Consider the following 19,822-nt stretch of genomic DNA (forward strand, 5'->3'; position numbering starts at 1 on the left):
AGCCGTCCCGCTAAAGGGTAAAGCAGATGACCGTGAAACTCTCTTCTTCCATCCTGGGCAAGCTGCCGCCCAAGGTCGCCGGCCCGAAATACGATCGCGCCGCGCTTAAGGCCGGCATCGTGCATTTCGGCGTCGGCAATTTCCATCGCTCGCACCAGGCCGTCTACCTCGACGATCTGTTCAACTCGGGGGTTGGCCACGACTGGGCTATTGTCGGCGCCGGCGTCTTCGAGGGCGAGAAGGTCGGCCGCGGCAAGCTGCAGGAGCAGGACTGGCTGACCACCGTGGTCGAGCAGGACAGCGGCCATATGAGCGCGCGTGTCACCGGCGTCATGATCGACTTCCTGGTGCCTGGCGACGCGATCGCAATCGTCGAGCGGCTTGCCGATCCGGCGATCAAGATCGTTTCCCTGACCATCACCGAGGGCGGCTATTTCATCGATCCGGCTTCTGGCGTCTTCAATCCGACACATCCCGACATCGTTGCAGACGCTGAGCCGGGGGCGACGCCGAAGACCGTCTTCGGCCTCATCCTCGCCGGGCTGCTACGCCGCCGCGCCGACGGTATCGTGCCCTTCACCGTCATGTCCTGCGACAACATCCCCCATAACGGCCATGTCACCTCAGATGGCGTCATCGGCCTTGCGCGGCTGATCGACGAAGGTTTGGCAAACTGGGTGAGCGAGAAGGTTGCCTTTCCCAATGGCATGGTCGATCGCATCACGCCGGCCACCACCGACCGCGAGCGCGGCATTCTCGCCAGCGAGTTCGGCCTCGACGACAATTGGCCGGTGTTTTGCGAACCGTTCAAGCAGTGGGTGCTGGAGGACCGTTTCACCGACGGCCGCCCGCCGCTGGAAAAGGTCGGCGTGCAGTTCGTCAGCGACGTCGCGCCCTATGAGCTGATGAAGATCCGCATTCTCAATGGCGGCCATGCGACCATCGCCTATCCGGCCGGGCTGATGGACATCCATTTCGTCCATGAGGCGATGCAGGAGCCACTGGTACGCGGCTTCCTCGACAAGCTCGAGCATAATGAAATCATCCCGACCGTGCCGCCGGTTCCGGACACCGACCTCGACGATTACTACCAGCTCATTGAGCACCGCTTCTCCAATCCGAAGATCGGCGACACCATACGCCGGCTTTGCCTCGACGGCTCCAACCGCCAGCCGAAATTCATCATTCCGACGATCGCCGACCGGCTGAAGGCTGGCAAGAGCGTCACCGGCCTGGCGCTGGAATCTGCGCTCTGGTGTCGCTACTGCTTCGGCACGACGGATTCCGGTGCCGTCACCGAGCCCAACGACCCTAACTGGGGCCGGTTGCAGGCGACGGCCAAGGCGGCCAGGGACATGCCTGGCGCCTGGCTTGCCATGGAGGACATCTATGGCGATGTCGGCCGCTCGCCGCCCTTCGCCGAAGCGTTCGCCCATGCGCTCAAATCGCTGTGGGCGGACGGCGCGCGCGCGACACTGACGCGCTATCTCGCCGGCGACCTCTGAAGCCGATCCAGCGCGATGACGCCTGAACTGGTCATTTTCGACTGTGACGGCGTGCTGGTGGACAGTGAGATGCTGTCCGTCTCGGCATTGCTGGAGATGATCGCGCTTGCCGGCGGCAACGTCAGCGAGGACATTGCCTACGAGCACTTCCTCGGCAAGAGCATGAAGAGCGTCCGCGAAATCCTCGCAAGCGACTTCGGGCTCGATCTCACCGACCAGCATCTGACCGAGATGCGCTCCGAACTGATGCGCAAGTTCCGCCAGGAGCTGAAACCGATGCCAGGCATCGCACAGGTCCTGCCGAAGCTCGGCGTGCCGTGCTGCGTCGCCTCCTCCGGCACGCTGGAGCGCATCCGCTATGCGCTCGAGGTTACGGGGCTGCTTGGGCTGCTGGAGCCGCATCTGTTCAGCGCTGCCATGGTGGCGCGGGGCAAACCGGCGCCCGATCTCTTTCTCCATGCAGCAGATAAAATGAGAGCGGCCCCGCGAAACTGCCTCGTCGTCGAGGACAGCCCGGCCGGCATCGAAGCGGCGCGGGCGGCCGGCATGCGCGTCCTTGCCTTCACCGGCGGCTCGCACACCGGCAACCCGGCCTTGAAAGCTCGGCTTGCGTCGAGTGAGCCGGACTTTATATTCGCTGACATGCTGCAATTGCCCGATCTGATTGCAGGCCTGGGAGCGAGAGCAAGAACACCTTGACCAACAGTTTCGTTTGCGCGGTCGATGTCGGCACCGGAAGCGCCCGTGCCGGCATTCTCGACACCGGTGGCGCCTTGCTCGGCCGCGCCGAGCACCCGATCGCCATGCAACAGCCGAAGGCCGATCACGCCGAACACGATTCGCAGGATATCTGGTCGGCGGTGTGCAGTGCCGTGCGTGCTGCCCGCGAAAAGGCGCGCGTGAAGGCTGAGGATATCGTCGGCATCTCTTTTGACGCCACCTGCTCGCTGGTGGTGCGGGACCGGCATGGCGGCCAGCTCAGCGTGTCCGTTACAGGCGGAAGGCGCTGGGACACCATCGTCTGGCTCGACCATCGCGCAATTGCCGAGGCCGATGAATGCACCGAAAGCGGCCACGCCGTGCTCGACTATATCGGCGGCGTCATGTCGCCGGAAATGGAAACGCCGAAGCTGATGTGGCTGAAGCGCAACTTGCCCGGAACATGGAACGAAGCCGGCTACCTGTTCGACCTCACCGACTTCCTCACCTGGAAGGCGACCGGCTCGCTCGCTCGTTCGCAATGCACGCTGACCGCCAAATGGACCTATCTGGCCCATGAAGCGACCGGCTGGCGGCGCGACTTCTTCGAAGCGGTCGGGCTCGGCGACCTTTTCGAGCACGGCAATTTGCCGGACAAGGCGAGCCCGGTCGGCGCAGATATCGGTCCGCTCAGCGCGCAAGCCGCGGCGGAGCTTGGCCTCACCGGAAAATGCCGGGTCGGCGCCGGCGTCATCGATGCCTATGCCGGCGCGCTCGGCGTGCTCGGCGGTTTCGCCGGTGACGCGACGAACATCGGCCGCCATCTGGCCCTGATTGCCGGTACGTCGAGTTGCGTCATGGCGATGTCGCCAGATCCGCAGCCTTTCGCCGGTGTCTGGGGGCCATATTATGGCGCAGCCCTTCCCGGCCTTTGGCTGTCGGAAGGCGGCCAGTCGGCCACCGGAGCGCTGCTCGATCACATTATCCGCTGGCATGGCGCCGGCGGCGAGCCGGATGCCGTCATGCATGCCAGGATCGCCCGCCGCGTCGCCGAGCTGCGCGCCGCCGAGGGTGGCAACCTCGCCGCAAGGCTGCATGTATTGCCGGATTTCCATGGCAACCGCTCGCCGCTTGCCGACCCGCATGCCGTCGGCGTCATCAGCGGACTGACACTGGATTCCTCCTTCGACAGCCTGTGCAAGCTTTACTGGCGCACCGCCGTCAGCATCGCGCTTGGCGTCCGCCATGTGCTGGAAGCACTGAACGAGAACGGCTATCTGATCGACACGCTGCACGTCACCGGCGGCCACACCAAGAACCCGCTGTTGATGGAACTCTATGCCGACGCCACCGGCTGCACGGTGGTCGAGCCGCTGGCGGACGAGGCGGTGCTGCTCGGCACCGGCATGATTGCCGCCACCGCGGCCAGGCTTTTTCCCGATTTGAATGCCGCCTGCGTCGCCATGCAGCAAGGCGGCAGGACGCGAGAGCCCAATCCGGCTGCCGCCGGCCGGTTCGACCGCGACTACCGCGTGTTCCTCGAAATGCACAGGCAAAGGCGGGCGCTGGACGCGATCATATAGGTCCAACGGCTTTCACGCGCTATCGCTGGTTCCAACGCCGAACAACCGGCTCGTCGAGATCATGCTCATAGCCGAGCACGCTTATGCTGGCGGTATCCAGCACGAACAGCGCGCCGGCTTGCGGCGGCAGGCCGAGCCAGCGCGCAGCCAGCACTCGCAGGAAATGCGAGCTTGAAAACACCAGGATGTTGCCGTTGGCCTGGCGCAGCTGGCTGACGATGCGGTCCGCCCTCGAGCCGACATCTGCGGCTGATTCGCCCCTCGGGCAACCGTCGCGAAAGAGACGCCAGCCTGGACGTTCGGCAAGGATTTGCCTGGTGGTCAATCCCTCATAGGCGCCATAATCCCACTCCGCCAGATCGTCCTTCTTTACGCCCGAAGAGCCGAAGCCGGCCAGCGCACAGGTGTTGAAGGCGCGCTGCGACGGGCTCGACCACACCGCCGAGAAGGACAGGCCCTTTAGCCGCTCAGTGACCCGCCTCGCAGCGTCTTCGCCGGCCGGCGTCAGCGGTATGTCGGTCCGGCCGGTATGCTTTCCGGACGCACTCCATTCCGTCTCGCCATGCCGAACCAGATAGATTTCGGGAAACGCGCTCATCAGGGTGCCTTTCAAATGAATCCACCGTGACCATAGCGGCTTCCAGCCTCTCCAACAGCCTGCATTGAGCTGACTGGCTTAACCCTTTCGCAAGTCAGCCCCTTGCCACCGGTGCCTATTTCATAGACAAACCCGTCGTAATGCGGAATCCGGCCGATCGTGGCCGTTTCCGCGCTGAGACGCGGCTTCCGGCCCTTGCCGACGTGCCGCAATCGGATAGGCGGAAAACTGGAATGTCTGCGATCGAAGCCGACGCTCGCGCGCCGGAAAACCTTTGGCGTCGGGAAATCAGGGCGATGCTGGCGCTCGCCTGGCCGATGGTGCTGACCAATCTCGGCCAGACCGCGATGACCGCTACCGACGTCATGATGATGGGGCGGCTGGGGCCGGACACGCTGGCCAGCGGCGCGCTTGGCGCCAACCTCTATTTCATGCCGCTGATCTTTGGACTTGGCCTGATGCTGGCGACCTCGCCGATGATGGCGACCGAGCTCGGCCGTCGCCGCCACTCGGTGCGCGACCTGCGCCGCACCGTGCGCCAGGGTCTGTGGCTGGCGATCCTCATCTGCCTTCCGATATGGGCCCTTCTCTGGCACGGCGAGAGCGTGCTGCTGGCCATGGGTCAGGAGCCTGCGCTGGCGCACCAGGCGGGTATCTATCTGCGCTGGCTCGAATGGGCGGTGCTGCCCTTTTTCGGCTACATCGTCCTGCGCTCGTTCATTTCGGCGCTGGAGCGGCCGGGCTGGGCACTGATCATCGTTTTCGTTGCCGTCGCCTGCAATGCCTTCTTCAACTGGCTGTTCATGTTCGGCAATCTCGGCATCCAATCGATGGGCATCGCCGGCTCCGGCCTTGCCACCACTCTGTCCAGTACGCTGATGTTCGCCGGCATGGCGACGGTGGTGATGCTTGAGAAGAAGTTCCGGCGCTATCGTCTGTTCGGACGCTTCTGGCGCGCCGATTGGCCGCGCTTCAAGGGCCTGCTGCGGCTCGGCCTGCCGATCGCCGGCCTGCTGGCGTTCGAGGTGACGATCTTCAACGCGGCGGCCTTTCTCATGGGCCTGATCGATGCGGCTTCGCTTGCCGCCCATGCGATCGCCATCCAGATCGCCTCGGTCACCTTCATGGTGCCGCTCGGCCTCAACCAGGCGGTGACGGTGCGCGTCGGGCTCGCCCACGGCGCCGGCAATCCGGAAGGTGTCAGCCGGGCTGGCTGGACCGCCTATGTCGTCGGTGTCTCCTTCATGGCGCTGATGGGGCTGGTGATGATCTTGTGGCCGCATCTCTTGATCGGCGCCTTCATCGATGTGGGCAATCCGGCTAATGCCGAGGTGGTGGCGCTTGCCGTGTCGTTCCTCGCTTTTGCCGCGCTGTTCCAGGTTTTTGACGGCGCGCAGGCGGTAGCCAGCGGCATGCTGCGCGGGCTGCACGACACCAAGGTGCCGATGATCTACGCCGCGATCGGCTATTGGGGCATCGGCCTGCCGCTCGGCGTGCTGCTCGCCTTCCGTTTCGGCTTCCATGGCGTCGGCATCTGGATCGGCCTGTCGTCGGGACTGGCGGTGGTTGCTGCACTCCTGCTGGCGCGCTGGCTGAGGCGCGACAGAATCGCGCCGCCGCTGGCGTTCGGGCGTTGAATTGCTGGTCGCCCGGCTCAGCGGGCCGCCGCCCGCTGCTCGAGCGAACGTGCGTATTGCGTTAGCGGGAAACACATGACGAAGAAGATCAGCGCTACCAGCCCATAGACTTTGAACGGTTCGAAGGTCGCATTGTTGATCGCGTTGGATGTCCTCACCAGCTCCTCGAAACCGATGATCGAGGTCAGCGCGGTCGACTTGATCAGCTGCACCAGGAAGCCGACGGTCGGCGCGCGGGTGATCGAAAACGCCTGCGGCAGGATGATCAGCCTGAGCTCCTGCAGGTAGTGCAGGCCGAGGCTGGCGCCGGCGTCCCATTGGCCGGGCGGCAGCGCATCGACGCCGCCGCGCCAGATCTCGGCGAGATAGGCGCTGGCGAAGAAGGTCAGGCCAAGCACCGCCGCGGTCCACGACTCGATGCGCAAGCCAAGCATCGGCAAGCCGAAGAACATCAGGAAGAGCTGCATCAGCAGCGGTGTGCCCTGGAAAAGCGCGATGTAGCCGGAGGCAAGCCGCCGCGCCCATTTATTCTTGGCGATCCGGAAGAACAGCACGACCATACCAACCACGGCGCCGCCGACAAAGGCGGCCAACGACAAGAGCACCGTCCAGCGCGCGGCCAGTAGCAGGTTGCGCAGAATGTCCCAGAAGGTGAATTCGATCATGACACGCCGGCTCCAAGAAGCCGGCGGCCGCCGCCGACCAGCAGCCGGCGCAGCCCAATCGACAGGGCGAGATAGACCATCGTCACCACGAAATAGGTCTCGAAAGCCCGGAACGTGCGCGCCTGCAGCATGTCGGCTTCATAGGTCAGCTCGCGCACCGCGATCTGCGACACCACGGCGGATTCCAGCATCATGATGACGATCTGGCTGGTCAGCGCCGGATAGATCACCTTGAGCGCCTGCGGCAGCACGATCTTGATGAAGACCTGGCGTGGCCTGAGCCCAAGCGCCAGTGCCGCTTCCGTCTGCCCGGGCGGCACCGCGTCGAGCCCGGCGCCAACGATCTCGATCGTGTAGGCGGCCATGTTGAGCGTCATCGCCAACATGGCCGCCAGCACCGGATCGAGCCTGACGCCGATGCTGGGCAGCCCGAAGAAGATGAAGAACAGCTGCACCAGGAACGGCGTGTTGCGGATCACCTCGACATACCAGCCGATCGCCCGCTTGAGCAGCAGCGGACCGTTCCGCCGCCCTGCCGCGCCGAGGATGCTGAGCAACGTTCCCGCCAGCGTGGTCACAGCGATCAGCAGGATCGTCGTGGCCGCGCCGCGCGCGATCGCCCCTGTCGCCCCGGCAAGCCAGCCGAAGTCGAGGCTATAGGTCACTGGCCGTCAATCCTTGAGATTGGCGGGATCGAGCGGTGTCTTCAGCCAGGCCTTCGAGCTTTCGTCCAGTTTGCCGTCGGCCAGCATCTTGGCGACCGCATCGTTGACCGCTTGTTTGAGGCGGTCTTCCTTCTTGTTGAGCCCGATATGCGAGGGCGAGGTGAGAAGCTGGAATTTCTGCTCCGGCTTCAGTTCCTCCTGGCGAGCCAGCACCTGGGCGCCGACATCGTTGCCGACCACCATCAGTTGGGTCTGGCCCGAGATGAACGCCTGGATGACGGAATTATAGTTGTCGAAACGGCGGATGTCGGCCGAGGCGGGTGCCGCCTCGGTCAGCGAGGTGTCCTCCAGCGTGCCGCGATTGACGGCGATCGACTTGTCGGCAAGGTCTTCCTTGCCTTTGACCGAGAGTGCTGCCGGGCCGATGACGGCGATGTAGTAGGGTGCGTAGGCGGCGGCGAAATCGATCACCTGCTCAGGCTCCTTGGAGTAGCCGACGCTCATCAGCAGGTCGACGCGCTTGTCGGTCAGGTACGGAATGCGGTTCTGGCCGGTCACGCTGACCAGGTTGAGCTTGACCTTGAGCTGGTCGGCGATGGATTGCGCCACGTCGATGTCGTAGCCCTTGATGCTCATGTCGGCGCTGGCCGAGGAGAAGGGCGGGAAGTCGGAAAAGATGCCGACATTGATGGCACCGGCCTTGGCGATGTCGTCGATGGCGTCGGCATTGGCGGCCTGGGTGGTGAAAGCAAGACCGGTCGCGCCGAACATCAGCACGGCGACGATGGATGATTTGAGCTTCATGTGAAGTGTCATTGTCATTCCCCTGCTGGAAGCTTGTTTGTTGAATGCAACCGCCGGCTCCAGCGCGGCGGTCGCCTTTGGATTCTCTAGTGGACCATGATCTTTTCCGAAAACCGGTTCCCACTTTCGGGATCATGGTCGAGCTGCGTCAGCCTGCCCTGCCGGCAATCGCCGGGCTGAACACCATCAGGCTGAGGATCTCGAACAGCACCTGCGCGCCGGCATGCGCCGTGTTGGTGGTCGCGTCATATTGCGGCGCCACCTCGACGACGTCGCCGCCGACGATGTTGAGGCCCTTCAGGCCGCGCAGCAGCTCGAGCACTTCCCGCGTCGTCAGCCCGCCGACCTCCGGCGTGCCGGTGCCCGGTGCGAAGGCCGGATCGATGCTGTCGATGTCGAAGGAGACATAGGTCGGGCCGTCGCCGACTATCCTGCGCGCCTTCTCGATAATGGCGGGAATGCCGAGGCCGGTCACCTCTTCAGCATGCACCACGGTCATGCCGGACTCATAGGTGAACTCCCACAGATATTCGGCCGAGCCGCGAATGCCGATCTGGATGGTGCGGCTCGGGTCGAGCACGCCGTCCAGCACCGCGTTGCGGAACGGCCCGCCATGGTGGAACTTGGTCATGTCGAACAGGCCGCTGGTGTCGCAGTGGGCGTCGATATGGATCATGCCCACCGGCGCCTTCTTGCCGACAGCCTTCAGGATCGGGTGGCTGATCGAATGATCGCCGCCGACTGAAAGCGGAAGGACGCCGGCGTCGACGATCTGGTTGGTGCGGCGTTCGATGTCGTCATGGCTGGTCTCCAGCCGGTAGCGGCTCTGGAACGGCACGTCGCCGATGTCGGCGACCTTCAGCTCATGCGTCGGCGCGCATTCCAGCAAATGATTGTAGGGGCCGATGCGCTCGATGGCGCGCAACGCCCGTGGCCCGAAACGGGCGCCCGGCCGGTTGGTGACGCCAAGATCCATCGGCACGCCGATCATTGCCACCTGCAGATCGCCGAAATCCGGATTGTCGGCGGCGATCTCACGATAAGGCGCCGCGAGGAAGGTCGGGATGCCGGAATAGGGCGCCAGCCGCGTGCCGGTCTTGGAGAAAATCTTGTCGGCGACACGCTGGAATTTCGGGTCGAACATTTCGCCGCCATGGCTCTCGCCATATTTGCGGCGCAACGCTTCGAGCTTGCCGCGGTCGTAACCCATGTCGGTCCTCCATGGCTGGTGCGGTGCGCGGGCGGCGGCCTCGATAGCCGCAGCCGCCGGCTGTCTGCGGATTTCACGTCTTGATGCAATGCCTGGGCAAAGTGTCCTGTAGCTGCATTGAAAAATCAATTGATATTGTTAGGGTGTTCGCTGTGAGAAAATCTCACAGAGCTCAGGTTCCAAATGGCCAAGCGTTTGCCACCGCTCAACCCGCTGCGCGCCTTCGAGGCGACGGCGCGCCATGCCTCACTGAGCAAGGCGGCGGCCGAGCTGAACGTCACCCACGGCGCCATCAGTCATCAGATCAAGGCGCTCGAGCAATCATTGGGCGTCAAGCTGTTCGAGCGTGCCGGCCAGCGGGTGAAGCTGACGCCGCACGGCGCCGAGTTGCTGCCGGCGGTGTCGACCGCCTTCGACGGCATTGCCGCCGCCACGCAGCGCATGACACGGCCGGCCAGCACCGGCGCGCTGTCGGTATCGTGCGTGCCGGCTCTGCTGTTGCTGTGGATGATCCCGCGGCTGGGCAGCTTCACCTCGCAATATCCGGATATCAGGCTGACGCTGATCCCATCCAATGACGCCAAGGACGTCCGCGCCCCGCACATCGATGTCTGCGTGCACTATGGCGACGGCAGCTGGACCGACTGCTGGATGCGCAAATGGTCGGGTCTCGAACTGTTCCCGGTGGTCAGTCCGACGCTGATCAACAACCGCCCGATCCGCACCGTCCGCGACCTCGCCGATCACGTCTTCCTGCATGGCGATGACGGCCGCGAATGGCACACCTGGCTGGCCGCCGCCGACGCACTGGACCTCGAGCGCGGCCGCCGCCATCATCTCGGCGATGCGCGCATGGCGACCGAGGCCGCGGTTCACGGCCATGGCGTGGCGCTCGGCGATACGGTGACGGCAAGCGGACTGCTCGCCCGGGGTCTGCTTGTCGCCCCGTTCAGCCTTTCCGTGCCGGCGGTCGACGATTTCTACGTCGTCTGCCGCAACGAGATGCGGTCGGCGCCGATCGTGCAATTGTTCATCGACTGGCTGTTTGCCGAGAAAGAGCAGGCCGACCGCCGCGCCGACGCGCCGGTGGCAGGTCGCATCGGCATTCGCCGCAAGCGTCCAGCGCTCAAGGTGGTCGGCTCCAAGACTGCATCCTGAGGCCGAAACTGCCGCGGGCGCCGCTTGCCGCAGGGGCTTCTTTTTGTCGGGCCAGCCCGCAAAGCGGGAGGCGCGTTCAAAAATTCGATGCTAAGAGGCATTTGGAGCAATTCCAGGAAAAGTGCGCAGCGGTTTTCCGTCCGGAATTGCGATAGACAAAAGCTAGAGCGAGCAGCGAAGGCGCATTGAGCGATGGCAAAGACCGATATAGCGCGGCGCGTCTACAACCACACCTGGAAGCTCGACCCGATCGTCCGTAGCTTGCTCGACACCGATTTCTACAAGCTTCTGATGCTGCAGATGATCTGGGGCATGTATCCCAAGGTCGACGCCACCTTCACGCTGATCAACCGAACCACCTCGGTCCGCCTTGCCGAGGAGATCGATGAGACGGAGCTGCGCGAGCAGCTCGACCATGCCCGCACCTTGCGCTTCTCGAAGAAAGAGATGATCTGGCTCGGCGGCAACACCTTCTATGGCCGCAAGCAGATCTTCGAACCGGAATTCCTCGCCTGGCTGGAAAATTTCCGACTGCCCGAATACGAGCTTTCCAAGCGCGACGGCCAATACGAACTCGCCTTCAGCGGCCCGTGGATGTACACGACGCTGTGGGAGATCCCGGCGCTGGCAATTATCAATGAACTTCGATCGCGCGCGGCCATGCGGGCGTTCGGGCCGTTCGCGCTCGACGTGCTCTATGCCCGCGCCAAGGCCAAGATGTGGGCCAAGACCGAGCGGCTGAAGGCGCTGCCCGGCATCCGCATCTCGGATTTCGGCACCCGCCGCCGCCATTCTTTCCTGTGGCAGCGCTGGTGCGTCGAAGCGTTGAAGGAGGGCATCGGCGAGGCCTTCACCGGCACCTCCAATGTGCTGCTCGCCATGGACAACGATCTCGAGGCGCTCGGCACCAACGCGCATGAACTGCCGATGGTGTTCGCCGCGCTCACCAATTCGGAAAAGGAATTGAAACAGTCCCCCTACAACGTGCTGCAGGACTGGCAGCGCTACTACGGCGGTAACTTGCTTATCGTACTGCCGGACACCTTCGGCACCGCGGCGTTCCTGCGCGATGCACCGGACTGGGTCGCCGACTGGACCGGCTTCCGCCCCGACAGCGCGCCGCCGATCGAAGGCGGCGAGAAGATCATTTCCTGGTGGCGCGAAAAGGGCAAGGACCCCAAGCAGAAGCTGCTCATCTTCTCGGATGGGCTCGAGGTCGAGACCATCGAGGAGACCTACCGCCACTTCCGCGGCAAGGTGCGCATGTCCTTCGGCTGGGGCACCAACCTGACCAATGATTTCGAGGGCTGCGCGCCGACCGAGACCAACCGGCTAGACGCCATCTCGCTGGTCTGCAAGGTCACCGAAGCCAACGGCAGGCCGGCGGTCAAGCTTTCCGACAATCCGGCCAAGTCGACCGGCGACGAGAAAGAGATCGAGCGCTATTTGCGGATATTCGGCCAGAAGGATCGCGTGGAGCAACTGGTGAAAGTGTGAGGTAGGGGAACTCTTGCGTAGTATGAGTTCCTTCGCGCCCCCCTCTGTCCTGTCCGGCAGGACAGAGGGGGGCGCCGTAGAGCGCCGTCGTTACAGTTTAGCTCTCGTCGTTGTTGCCTTTGCATTCTCGCCCACCCGTGCCTTCGCCCACGCCTCCGACCGTGGCCACGTCCTGCTGCTTCCCACCGGCTACTACGTCGTCGGTGGCGCGCTCGCGGTTGCCGCCAGCTTCCTGATCCTCGCCCTACTCCCGCCGGACTCCCTCGACCGCTTCTGGCGCAAACGCTTGCCGCTTTTCGCCTTCGGCGACGGCGCGCGGACTGCCGTCAGCCTGGTATCCTTTGCCGGCTTTGCAATTCTGATTGCCGCCGGCCTGTTCGGCAGCCGCGATCCGCTCTCCAATCCGCTGCCGCTAACCGTATGGACATTGCTCTGGGTTGGCCTGGCTCTGTTGCAGGGGCTCGCCGGCGATCTCTGGTCGTGGCTCAACCCCTGGTACGGGCCGTGCCGTATCGTCTCGCAGCTGTTCGGCAGATCGCAGCCGCAGTTGCTCCCCCAGTGGCTCGGCTATTGGCCGGCTTTCGTGCTGTTCTTCGCCTTCGCCTGGTTCGAGCTGATCGACCCTGCGCCCGACGATCCGGCGCGGCTGGCCTGGGCCGCCGGCGCCTATTGGCTGCTGAGCTTTGCCGCCATGCAGGTCTTCGGATACCGCGACTGGAGCCAGCGCGGCGAGTTCCTGACGGTGTTCTTTTCCATGGTAGCGCACTTCGCCATCGTCGAGCGTAACGAGGACGGCCGGCTCAAACTCTGCTGGCCGGGTGCCAAGCTGCTCGGCGCCGCGCCGCTACCGCTCAGCGGCGTCGCTTTCCTGCTGCTTGCGCTATCGTCTGTGTCCTTCGACGGCCTGTCGAAAACCTTCCTCTGGCTAGGCTGGTTCGGCATCAATCCGCTGGAGTTTCCTGGACGCACCGCTTTGATCGGCATCGGCAGTTTCGGCCTTGCGCTGAGCTTTGCCGTGCTTGCGGCCGTGTTCGCGCTCGCCGTCTTTCTTGGCCAGCACCTTGCCGGCAGCAAGCATTCGCTCGGTCACGCCGCCGGGCTTTTGGTCTGGTCGATCGTACCGATCGCGCTCGCCTACCACTTCGCGCATTATCTGACGGCGCTGCTGGTCGACGGCCAATATGCGATTGCCGCTCTTTCCGACCCGTTTGCGCTGGGCTGGAACCTGTTCGGTACCGCCGATATGCCAATTGAAGCCGGGGTTGTCGCCGGCGCCGGCTCGGCGTGGTGGCTGTGGAACCTCCAGGCCGGCGTCATCATTGCCGGCCACATGCTTGCAGTGCTTGTCGCTCATGGCTTGGCCTGGCGGCTGCATCCCGGTCCGGCTCGCGCCGCGCTCAGCCAGTTCCCGCTCACCGTGCTGATGATTGCCTATACCGTGCTCGGCCTATGGCTGCTTGCGACGCCGAGCGCCGGATGAACGAGGTGCGCGATGGCCGTCAATCGAACCTTGGGGAAAGCTCGCTTGCCACGTCAGAGCTTTGGTGATTTAGTTTGTACACATGCAATTTTCGCCCCTCTTAACAAGAGTGGCCTGCCTGCTACAGCCATTGGTCAAAGCTCAAAAAAGGGGAACTGCCGTGACTGACAAGAATGGGTTTTTCGATCTCTCCAGATCCGCTCTCACCCGCCGCACGGCGCTGAAGGGCCTTGCCGCCGGCGCCGGTCTTGCCGTCGCGCCGGGTTTCGTGCGTTACAGCCAGGCGCAGAGCTCGGCGCCGATCAAGATCGGCTTTCAGTCGCACCGCACCGGCATCGGCGCCGCCTATGGCCGCTGGTACGAGAAGACCACGGCCGCTGCCGTCAAGGCTATCAACGATGCTGGCGGCATCAACGGCCGGCCGGTCGAGGTGATCATCGAGGATGACGGCACCGATCCCGGCCGGGGCGCCGAAGTCGTCGGCAAGTTCGCCTCCCAGCACAAGACCGACATCGTCTACGGCACGCTGTTTTCGCATGTCGTCATCGGCTCGGCGCCGGCCGCCGGCGAGGCCAAGATGCCCTATTTCGTCGTTAGCGAAGGCCACCACGTCGCGTCGACCAAGTTGAACCGCTACGTCTTCCAGCCCGGCATCACCGATGTGAAGAGCCAGATCCAGTCGATGGCGCCGTGGATTGCCGCCAATGCCGGCAAGAAGGTGACGCAGATATTTCCCGATTTCGCGTTCGGCTACGACCATCGCGACTACCTGCCGCCGGCCCTGAAGGCGCAAGGCGCCGAGGTTATCGCCCAGATCGCCATCCCCCCGACGGAATCCTCCTTCACCAAATATTTCCCGCAGATCCCCGCGGAGACCGAGGTGATCTACCACGTCATGGTCGGCCCGGCGGTGCTCACCTTTGTCAAGGAGCTCGGCGAGTTCTACGGCTCCAATCGGCCACAATTGTTCGGCTTCATCGATTCGCTCGAAGCTACGGACATCAACAGCCCCGGCCTCGAATTCCTCGACGGCAGCCATTTCTGGGAAGGCTCGCCGCGCTACGCCCAGCCCGACGATTCCCCCGCGCAGAAGGCCTATCGCGCCGCCGTCAGCATCGACGACAATGGTGCCGCCGTCGGCGACCCCAAGGACGTCTCCACCGCCGCGCATATGTTCGGCTGCTGGGAAACGCTCTATGTCGTCAAGAAGGCGATGGAAGATGCCGGCTACAAGGGCCCGGAAGACCGCGCCAAGCTGGTCGAGGCGACCGAGGCATTGACCGAGTTCGCCGAAGGGCCCGAGCATCCGCAGGGGCCGAAAACCTTCAACGGCAAGATCCACCAGTGTTTTGGCATCCAGAACATCTCCAAGGTCGAAGGCGGCCGGCTGAATGTCGTCCACAAGACCAAGATCGAGGACGGCCTCTACGAGCCGGAAGGGGATTACACGACGCAGGCGCTGTGAGCTTGGCTGCCGCAGCAAGCGTGAGCGCCAAGACACCCCCCTCTGGCCTTGCGGCCAGGCCGGCAGGCCAGAGGGGGGTGCTTTGCGCATCCGCCGGTGCTTAGCCGATGCACTTCGGACCTCACCTGCTCCTCGCCGCCCTCGAAGGTCTCGTCACCTCCGCCGTGCTGGCGCTGACGGCGCTCGGCCTGTCGCTGGTGTTCGGCGTCATGCGCGTTGTCAATGTCGCGCATGGCGAGTTCTTCATGCTGGGCGCGGTGCTTGCCTGGGCAATCTCTACGGCGATATCCGGCCATCCGGCGCTCGGCTTCCTGGCCGCCCTGGTGCTGGCGCCGCTGATCGTCGGCCTGATCGCGCTGGTCGCCGAACGGCTGGTGCTGCGCCGGCTCAACTACAATCCGGAAGCCACCATCGTCGCCACCATCGGCATGCTCTACATCATCCAGCAATTGGCGCTGACCTTCTACGGCCCGGAGGCGCGGCCGGTCGAGCCGCCGTTCAGCTACCGCATCCTCCTGCCGTGGTTCGGCTATTCCGGCTACAAGCTGTCGATCATCGCCGCGTCGGCGCTGCTGCTGATCGCGACCTGGCTGGTGCTGACGCGCACGAAAATCGGCCTCGTCATGCGCGCTACGCAATATGACAGCGAGACGGCGCAGGCCTTCGGTATCCCGGTGACCAGAGTCTATGCCGGCGTTTTCGCACTCGGCGCCATGCTGGCGGCTGTGGCCGCGGTGCTGATCGTGCCGATCAGCCAGGCGCATTATCTGATGGGGCAGGACCCGCTGCTGCTCTCGTTCATCGTCGTCATCATCGGCGGCCTCGGCTCATTGCGCGGTACGGTGGTCGCCGCGGTGCTGATCGGACTGTCCGACGGCATTATCTCGGTGTTCTTCTCGCCGACGCTGGCCAAGATCATAGCCACCTTGCTTGTCGCCATGGTGCTGGTGTTCCGGCCGCAAGGCCTGTTCGGGACAGCATCGCGATGAAGGATGCTTCGCCGGCAAAGCCATATGCGCTGCATCTCGGCGTCATCGCCCTGCTTTTCGGGCTTAGTTTTGTCCTGCCGGAATATCATCACGGCCTGCTCGCCCGCATTATGGTGCTGGCGGTCTTCGCCATGGGCTACAATCTGCTGTTCGGCTATGTCGGGCTGCTCAGCCTCGGCCATGCCATGTTCTTTTCAGCCGGGCTCTATGGCGCCGGCCTTGCCGTCATCCATCTCGGCTGGAGCGTGCCGGCCGCCTTCGCAGCCGGGCTTGCCTGCGGCGCGCTGCTTGCGCTGGTGATCGGGCTGCTGGCGCTGCGCACCTCCGGCGTCGCCTTCATGATCGTCACCATGATGTTCGCTCAGGTATTTTATCTCCTCATTCTTTATTTCGCCGCCTGGACCGGCGGCGACCAGGGCTTGGTGGTGCCGCAGCCGATGCGGGTCCTTGTCCTGGGCAGCACGTCATTCGACCTCACCAACCCGACCGTGCGCTATATGAGTGCGCTGGCACTGTTCTCGATCGTGCTGCTCATAAGCCTGGCGATAGTCCGCTCCGGCTATGGCCGTGTGCTGGTCGCCATCCGCGAGAACGAGGAGCGGACCAAGATGCTCGGCTACGACACGTTCTCCAGCAAGCTTGCCGCCGTCGTCATCTCCGGCAGCATCTGCGCGGCTTCTGGCGCCGCCTATGCGCTGCTGTTCGGCTATGTCGGCTCGAGCTTCGCCTCGGTGCAGTATTCCATCCTGCCGCTGCTCTGGGTGCTGCTGGGCGGTGCCGCCACCACGCTCGGTCCGCTGATCGGCACGCTGTTCATGTATTATGTCATCGACATCGCCAGCGGCTACACCTCGGCCTATCTGCTGATCGTCGGCATAGCGCTCATCCTGCTGGTGCTGTTCTTCCCGAGAGGCATTCTCGGCAGCATCCGCCAGCGCTGGCTCGGGTGGTTGCCATGATGCCGCTGCTTACCACCAAAGGCCTGTCGCGCAGTTTCGGCGGCTTGCGCGCCGTCGACGGCGTCGACTTCGCGCTGATGCCGGGCGAGATCCGCGCCATCATCGGCCCCAACGGTGCCGGCAAGACCACCTTCGTCTGCCTGGTCAGCGGCCGCATCCAGCCCTCGTCGGGCATGATCGTCTTCGACGGCGCCGACATCACCAGCCTGCCTGCCTACGCCCGAGTTCGCCTTGGCATCGCCTACACGTTCCAGATCACCAGCGTCTTTGCCAATCTCAGCGCCTACGACAATGTTGCCCTGCCGGTGCAGCGCACGCTGACCGACGGCCGCTCGAAGGGCGCGGTTCACACCGGCGTCATGGCGGCTCTCGAGCGCACCGGCCTTGCCGACCGCGCGCAAATGCCGGCCGGGCAAATGTCCTACGGTCACCAGCGGCTGCTGGAAGTGGCAATGGGACTGGCACTGAAGCCGCGGCTTCTGATCCTCGACGAACCGACGCAAGGGCTGGCCGATAGCGAGATCGACAATTTCATCGAGCTGGTGCGCGAGATCGCCGATAGTGCCACCGTGCTTTTGATCGAGCACAACATGCCGGTGGTCATGCAACTCGCCGACCGCATCACCGTCTTCAACGCCGGCCGGATCTTGGCTGAAGGCACGCCCGAGCAGATCCGCGCCAATGCCGCGGTGCAGGACGCCTATCTGGGGACCACCCATGGCTGAGGTCCAGTCCAAGGCTCAGTCCAAGGCCCAGTCCAAGGCGTTGGCCATATCCGGGCTCGATTGCTTCTATGGCGAAGTCCAGGTGCTCTATGGCTTGGATCTTGTGTTGAACGAGGGCGAGGTGCTCTGCCTGTTCGGCCGCAACGGCGCCGGCAAGACGACGACGCTGAAGGCGATCATGGGCCTAGTGCCGGCAAGCGCCGGCTCGATCCGGCTCGAAGGCCGGGAATTGACCGGTCTGCCGGCACATGAGGTGCCCAAGGCTGGCGTCGCCTACGTGCCGCAGGGCCGGCGGCTGTTCGCCGAGATGACCGTGGCGGAAAACATCGAGATCGGCCTGATGGCCCGCAACAAGGGCAAGGCGACGCGCGAGAACGTGCTCGATCTTTTCCCGCTGCTGCGCCAGCGCCTCAGGCAGCGTTCCGGCACGCTGTCCGGCGGCGAGCAGCAGATGCTGGCCATGGCCCGCGCCCTGTGTCTGGAACCGCAGGTGCTCCTGCTAGATGAACCGACCGAAGGGCTGATGCCGTCGATGATCGCCAAGATCCGTGAAACCGTGTCGAAACTGCGAGCGCTCGGCGTGTCGACAATTCTTGTCGAGCAGCGCGTCGATGCCGTGCTCTCGGTCGCAGACCGCGTTTGCTTCATCGAAAACGGCCGCAACCGCGAGACGGTCGATGTCGAGGAACTGCGTGCCGATCCCTCGGCGGTCCGTCGCTATGTCGGCGTCGGCTGATCAGGCAAAAAACAGCAAGCCGGCGAGCAGGAAAGTCGGGATCAGCACGGCGCCCGACCACGCCATATAGCCAAAGAAGCTCGGCATCTTGATGCCGCGATGCCTGGCAATGGCGTAGACCATGAAATTCGGCGCGTTGCCGACGTAGGTGTTGGCGCCCATGAACACCGCGCCTGCCGAGATCGCCGCCAGCGTCGAGGCGAGCTCGGTCATCAGATGCTGCGCATCGCCGCCGGCCAGTTCGAAGAACACCAGATAGGTCGGCGCATTGTCGAGGAAGGATGACAGCGCCCCGGTCAGCCAGAAATACGCGAGATTGTCGGGCGCGCCGGTCGGCGAACTGACCAGCAGCACCAACGGCGCCAGCGCGCCATCGAGGCCGGCCCGCAATATGGCGACGACCGGAACGATGCAGATGAAGATGCTGGCGAACAGCTTCGCCACCTCGGCGATCGGCCCCCAGCTGAAGGCGTTTGCGCCGCGAAACTCCTTCGGCGAGACGACAAGCGACATGAAGGCCAGTATCAGGATGACGGCGTCGCGCACCAGATTCTGCAGCTCGAGGCTGACGCCCTGAAAAGCGAAACTCACTCCCGGCTTCCAGGCAGCAGAAATCAGGATCGCGGCGATTACACCGGCCAGCAGCGGGATGTTGGCCAGGCCGCGGATGCGCACCTTGCTGTCGGGCGTCGGATCCTTGATCTTCGGCGCGCCTTCCTCCCGATGATGCATGATGATGTCGATCGCCAGGAAAACCACCAGCACCACGCCGGCGACGAACAGCGTCTCGGGCAACAGGTGAACTGTCGTCCAGAAGAAATCGACGCCGCGCAGAAAGCCGACGAACAGCGGCGGATCGCCGAGCGGCGTCAGCGAGCCGCCGATGTTGGACACCAGGAAGATGAAGAAGATGACGACATGGGCGTTGAAGCGCCGGTTATCGTTGGCGCGGATGAGCGGCCGGATCAGGATCATCGAGGCGCCGGTTGTGCCGATGATCGAGGCAAGCACCGCCCCGCCCAGCAACAGCCCGGCATTGACCAGCGGCGTGCCGTGTATGTTGCCGGCAACGAAGATGCCGCCCGAAATGGTGAACAGCGCAAACAACAGGATGATGAACGACATGTATTCGGTGAGCAGCGCATGCAGCACCGCCTGCGTGGCCGACGGGATGCCGAAGGCGATTGCCAGCGGCCCGGTCACCAATGCCGCCCAGAAGGCAGCGATCTTGCCGTAATGGTGCTCCCAGGCATGATGGAACAGCAGCGGGCCGGTCGCGATGCAAAGCAACAGCCCGGCAAACGGCAACACCCACCACAGCGACATGGCGGCGCCCGGCAATTCGTGCGCTTCGGCCGCGAGAACCGCTCCTGGAGAAAGGATTGCGGCAGTAAGTGCAGCACTTGCCGTCAACGCCGCAAACCGCATGAAGCCCCTCAAAAGTCCG

At 64.0% G+C, this 19,822-nt stretch carries 18 protein-coding genes; 12 read left to right on the plus strand and 6 right to left on the minus strand.

Annotated elements, in window-relative coordinates; genetic code table 11:
- The first annotated feature begins 26 nt into the window (after nucleotides 1-26).
- From NKH98_RS08235 to NKH98_RS08245, 3 genes are read left to right on the plus strand one after another with little or no spacing between them, the layout of a single operon-like run.
- Nucleotides 27-1,505, plus strand: coding sequence for a mannitol dehydrogenase family protein (locus NKH98_RS08235; RefSeq protein ID WP_352897599.1), 1,479 nt, complete (start codon nucleotides 27-29; stop codon nucleotides 1,503-1,505).
- A 15-nt stretch (nucleotides 1,506-1,520) separates the two neighbouring features.
- On the plus strand, nucleotides 1,521-2,204 hold the full coding sequence (locus NKH98_RS08240; RefSeq protein ID WP_254815839.1) for an HAD family hydrolase: 684 nt from the start codon (nucleotides 1,521-1,523) through the stop codon (nucleotides 2,202-2,204).
- Nucleotides 2,201-3,787 (plus strand): FGGY-family carbohydrate kinase, encoded by a 1,587-nt coding sequence (locus tag NKH98_RS08245; protein WP_352897601.1) that lies wholly within the window; start codon nucleotides 2,201-2,203, stop codon nucleotides 3,785-3,787. Before NKH98_RS08240 ends, NKH98_RS08245 begins: the two co-directional genes overlap by 4 nt.
- Before the next feature lie 19 nt (nucleotides 3,788-3,806).
- On the opposite strand, the gene NKH98_RS08250 is transcribed toward NKH98_RS08245, so the two are convergent.
- Nucleotides 3,807-4,388 carry a histidine phosphatase family protein gene (locus NKH98_RS08250; protein ID WP_352897697.1) on the minus strand — a complete coding sequence of 194 codons (582 nt, stop codon included), beginning with the start codon at nucleotides 4,386-4,388 and terminating at the stop codon, nucleotides 3,807-3,809.
- 230 nt (nucleotides 4,389-4,618) lie between these two features.
- On the opposite strand from NKH98_RS08250, the gene NKH98_RS08255 reads away from it, so the two are divergent.
- On the plus strand, nucleotides 4,619-6,022 hold the full coding sequence (locus NKH98_RS08255) for an MATE family efflux transporter (RefSeq protein WP_352897602.1): 1,404 nt from the start codon (nucleotides 4,619-4,621) through the stop codon (nucleotides 6,020-6,022).
- A 17-nt stretch (nucleotides 6,023-6,039) separates the two neighbouring features.
- Here NKH98_RS08255 and NKH98_RS08260 read toward each other — a convergent pair whose 3' ends face one another.
- The 4 genes from NKH98_RS08260 to speB all read right to left on the minus strand — a co-directional run bounded on the left by NKH98_RS08260 (nucleotide 6,040) and on the right by speB (nucleotide 9,366).
- Nucleotides 6,040-6,687 carry an amino acid ABC transporter permease gene (locus tag NKH98_RS08260; RefSeq protein ID WP_352897603.1) on the minus strand — a complete coding sequence of 216 codons (648 nt, stop codon included), beginning with the start codon at nucleotides 6,685-6,687 and terminating at the stop codon, nucleotides 6,040-6,042.
- Nucleotides 6,684-7,352 carry an amino acid ABC transporter permease gene (locus NKH98_RS08265; RefSeq protein ID WP_254815843.1) on the minus strand — a complete coding sequence of 223 codons (669 nt, stop codon included), beginning with the start codon at nucleotides 7,350-7,352 and terminating at the stop codon, nucleotides 6,684-6,686. The genes NKH98_RS08260 and NKH98_RS08265 overlap by 4 nt, the downstream gene beginning before the upstream one ends.
- Before the next feature lie 6 nt (nucleotides 7,353-7,358).
- Complete coding sequence (locus NKH98_RS08270; protein WP_352897604.1) at nucleotides 7,359-8,168, minus strand: transporter substrate-binding domain-containing protein; 810 nt, start codon at nucleotides 8,166-8,168, stop codon at nucleotides 7,359-7,361.
- 136 nt (nucleotides 8,169-8,304) lie between these two features.
- On the minus strand, nucleotides 8,305-9,366 hold the full coding sequence (gene speB, locus NKH98_RS08275; RefSeq protein WP_352897605.1) for an agmatinase: 1,062 nt from the start codon (nucleotides 9,364-9,366) through the stop codon (nucleotides 8,305-8,307).
- 183 nt (nucleotides 9,367-9,549) lie between these two features.
- Here speB and gcvA point away from each other — a divergent pair, with 183 nt between their 5' ends.
- From gcvA to NKH98_RS08315, 8 genes are all read left to right on the plus strand, one after another.
- Nucleotides 9,550-10,524: a transcriptional regulator GcvA gene (gene gcvA, locus NKH98_RS08280; RefSeq protein WP_352477004.1), complete on the plus strand. Its 975-nt coding sequence runs from the start codon at nucleotides 9,550-9,552 to the stop codon at nucleotides 10,522-10,524.
- Between the two features lie 192 nt (nucleotides 10,525-10,716).
- Nucleotides 10,717-12,021 carry a nicotinate phosphoribosyltransferase gene (pncB, locus tag NKH98_RS08285; protein WP_352477005.1) on the plus strand — a complete coding sequence of 435 codons (1,305 nt, stop codon included), beginning with the start codon at nucleotides 10,717-10,719 and terminating at the stop codon, nucleotides 12,019-12,021.
- 22 nt (nucleotides 12,022-12,043) lie between these two features.
- Nucleotides 12,044-13,501 (plus strand): hypothetical protein, encoded by a 1,458-nt coding sequence (locus NKH98_RS08290; protein WP_352897607.1) that lies wholly within the window; start codon nucleotides 12,044-12,046, stop codon nucleotides 13,499-13,501.
- 160 nt (nucleotides 13,502-13,661) lie between these two features.
- Entirely contained in the window at nucleotides 13,662-14,966 is a 1,305-nt protein-coding gene (locus NKH98_RS08295) for an ABC transporter substrate-binding protein (RefSeq protein WP_352477007.1), read from the plus strand.
- Between the two features lie 107 nt (nucleotides 14,967-15,073).
- Entirely contained in the window at nucleotides 15,074-15,955 is an 882-nt protein-coding gene (locus tag NKH98_RS08300) for a branched-chain amino acid ABC transporter permease (protein WP_352897610.1), read from the plus strand.
- Nucleotides 15,952-16,914: a branched-chain amino acid ABC transporter permease gene (locus NKH98_RS08305; protein ID WP_352800871.1), complete on the plus strand. Its 963-nt coding sequence runs from the start codon at nucleotides 15,952-15,954 to the stop codon at nucleotides 16,912-16,914. Before NKH98_RS08300 ends, NKH98_RS08305 begins: the two co-directional genes overlap by 4 nt.
- A complete protein-coding gene (locus NKH98_RS08310) occupies nucleotides 16,911-17,639 on the plus strand; it encodes an ABC transporter ATP-binding protein (RefSeq protein WP_352897612.1) in 729 nt (242 codons plus the stop codon). The genes NKH98_RS08305 and NKH98_RS08310 overlap by 4 nt, the downstream gene beginning before the upstream one ends.
- Nucleotides 17,632-18,375, plus strand: coding sequence for an ABC transporter ATP-binding protein (locus NKH98_RS08315; RefSeq protein WP_352800869.1), 744 nt, complete (start codon nucleotides 17,632-17,634; stop codon nucleotides 18,373-18,375). The genes NKH98_RS08310 and NKH98_RS08315 overlap by 8 nt, the downstream gene beginning before the upstream one ends.
- Here NKH98_RS08315 and NKH98_RS08320 read toward each other — a convergent pair whose 3' ends face one another.
- Nucleotides 18,376-19,803: a sodium:proton antiporter gene (locus tag NKH98_RS08320; protein ID WP_352808107.1), complete on the minus strand. Its 1,428-nt coding sequence runs from the start codon at nucleotides 19,801-19,803 to the stop codon at nucleotides 18,376-18,378.
- Nucleotides 19,804-19,822: the final 19 nt, after the last annotated feature.

This window comes from Mesorhizobium sp. M0833 (assembly GCF_040319905.1).
GTDB lineage: Bacteria > Pseudomonadota > Alphaproteobacteria > Rhizobiales > Rhizobiaceae > Mesorhizobium.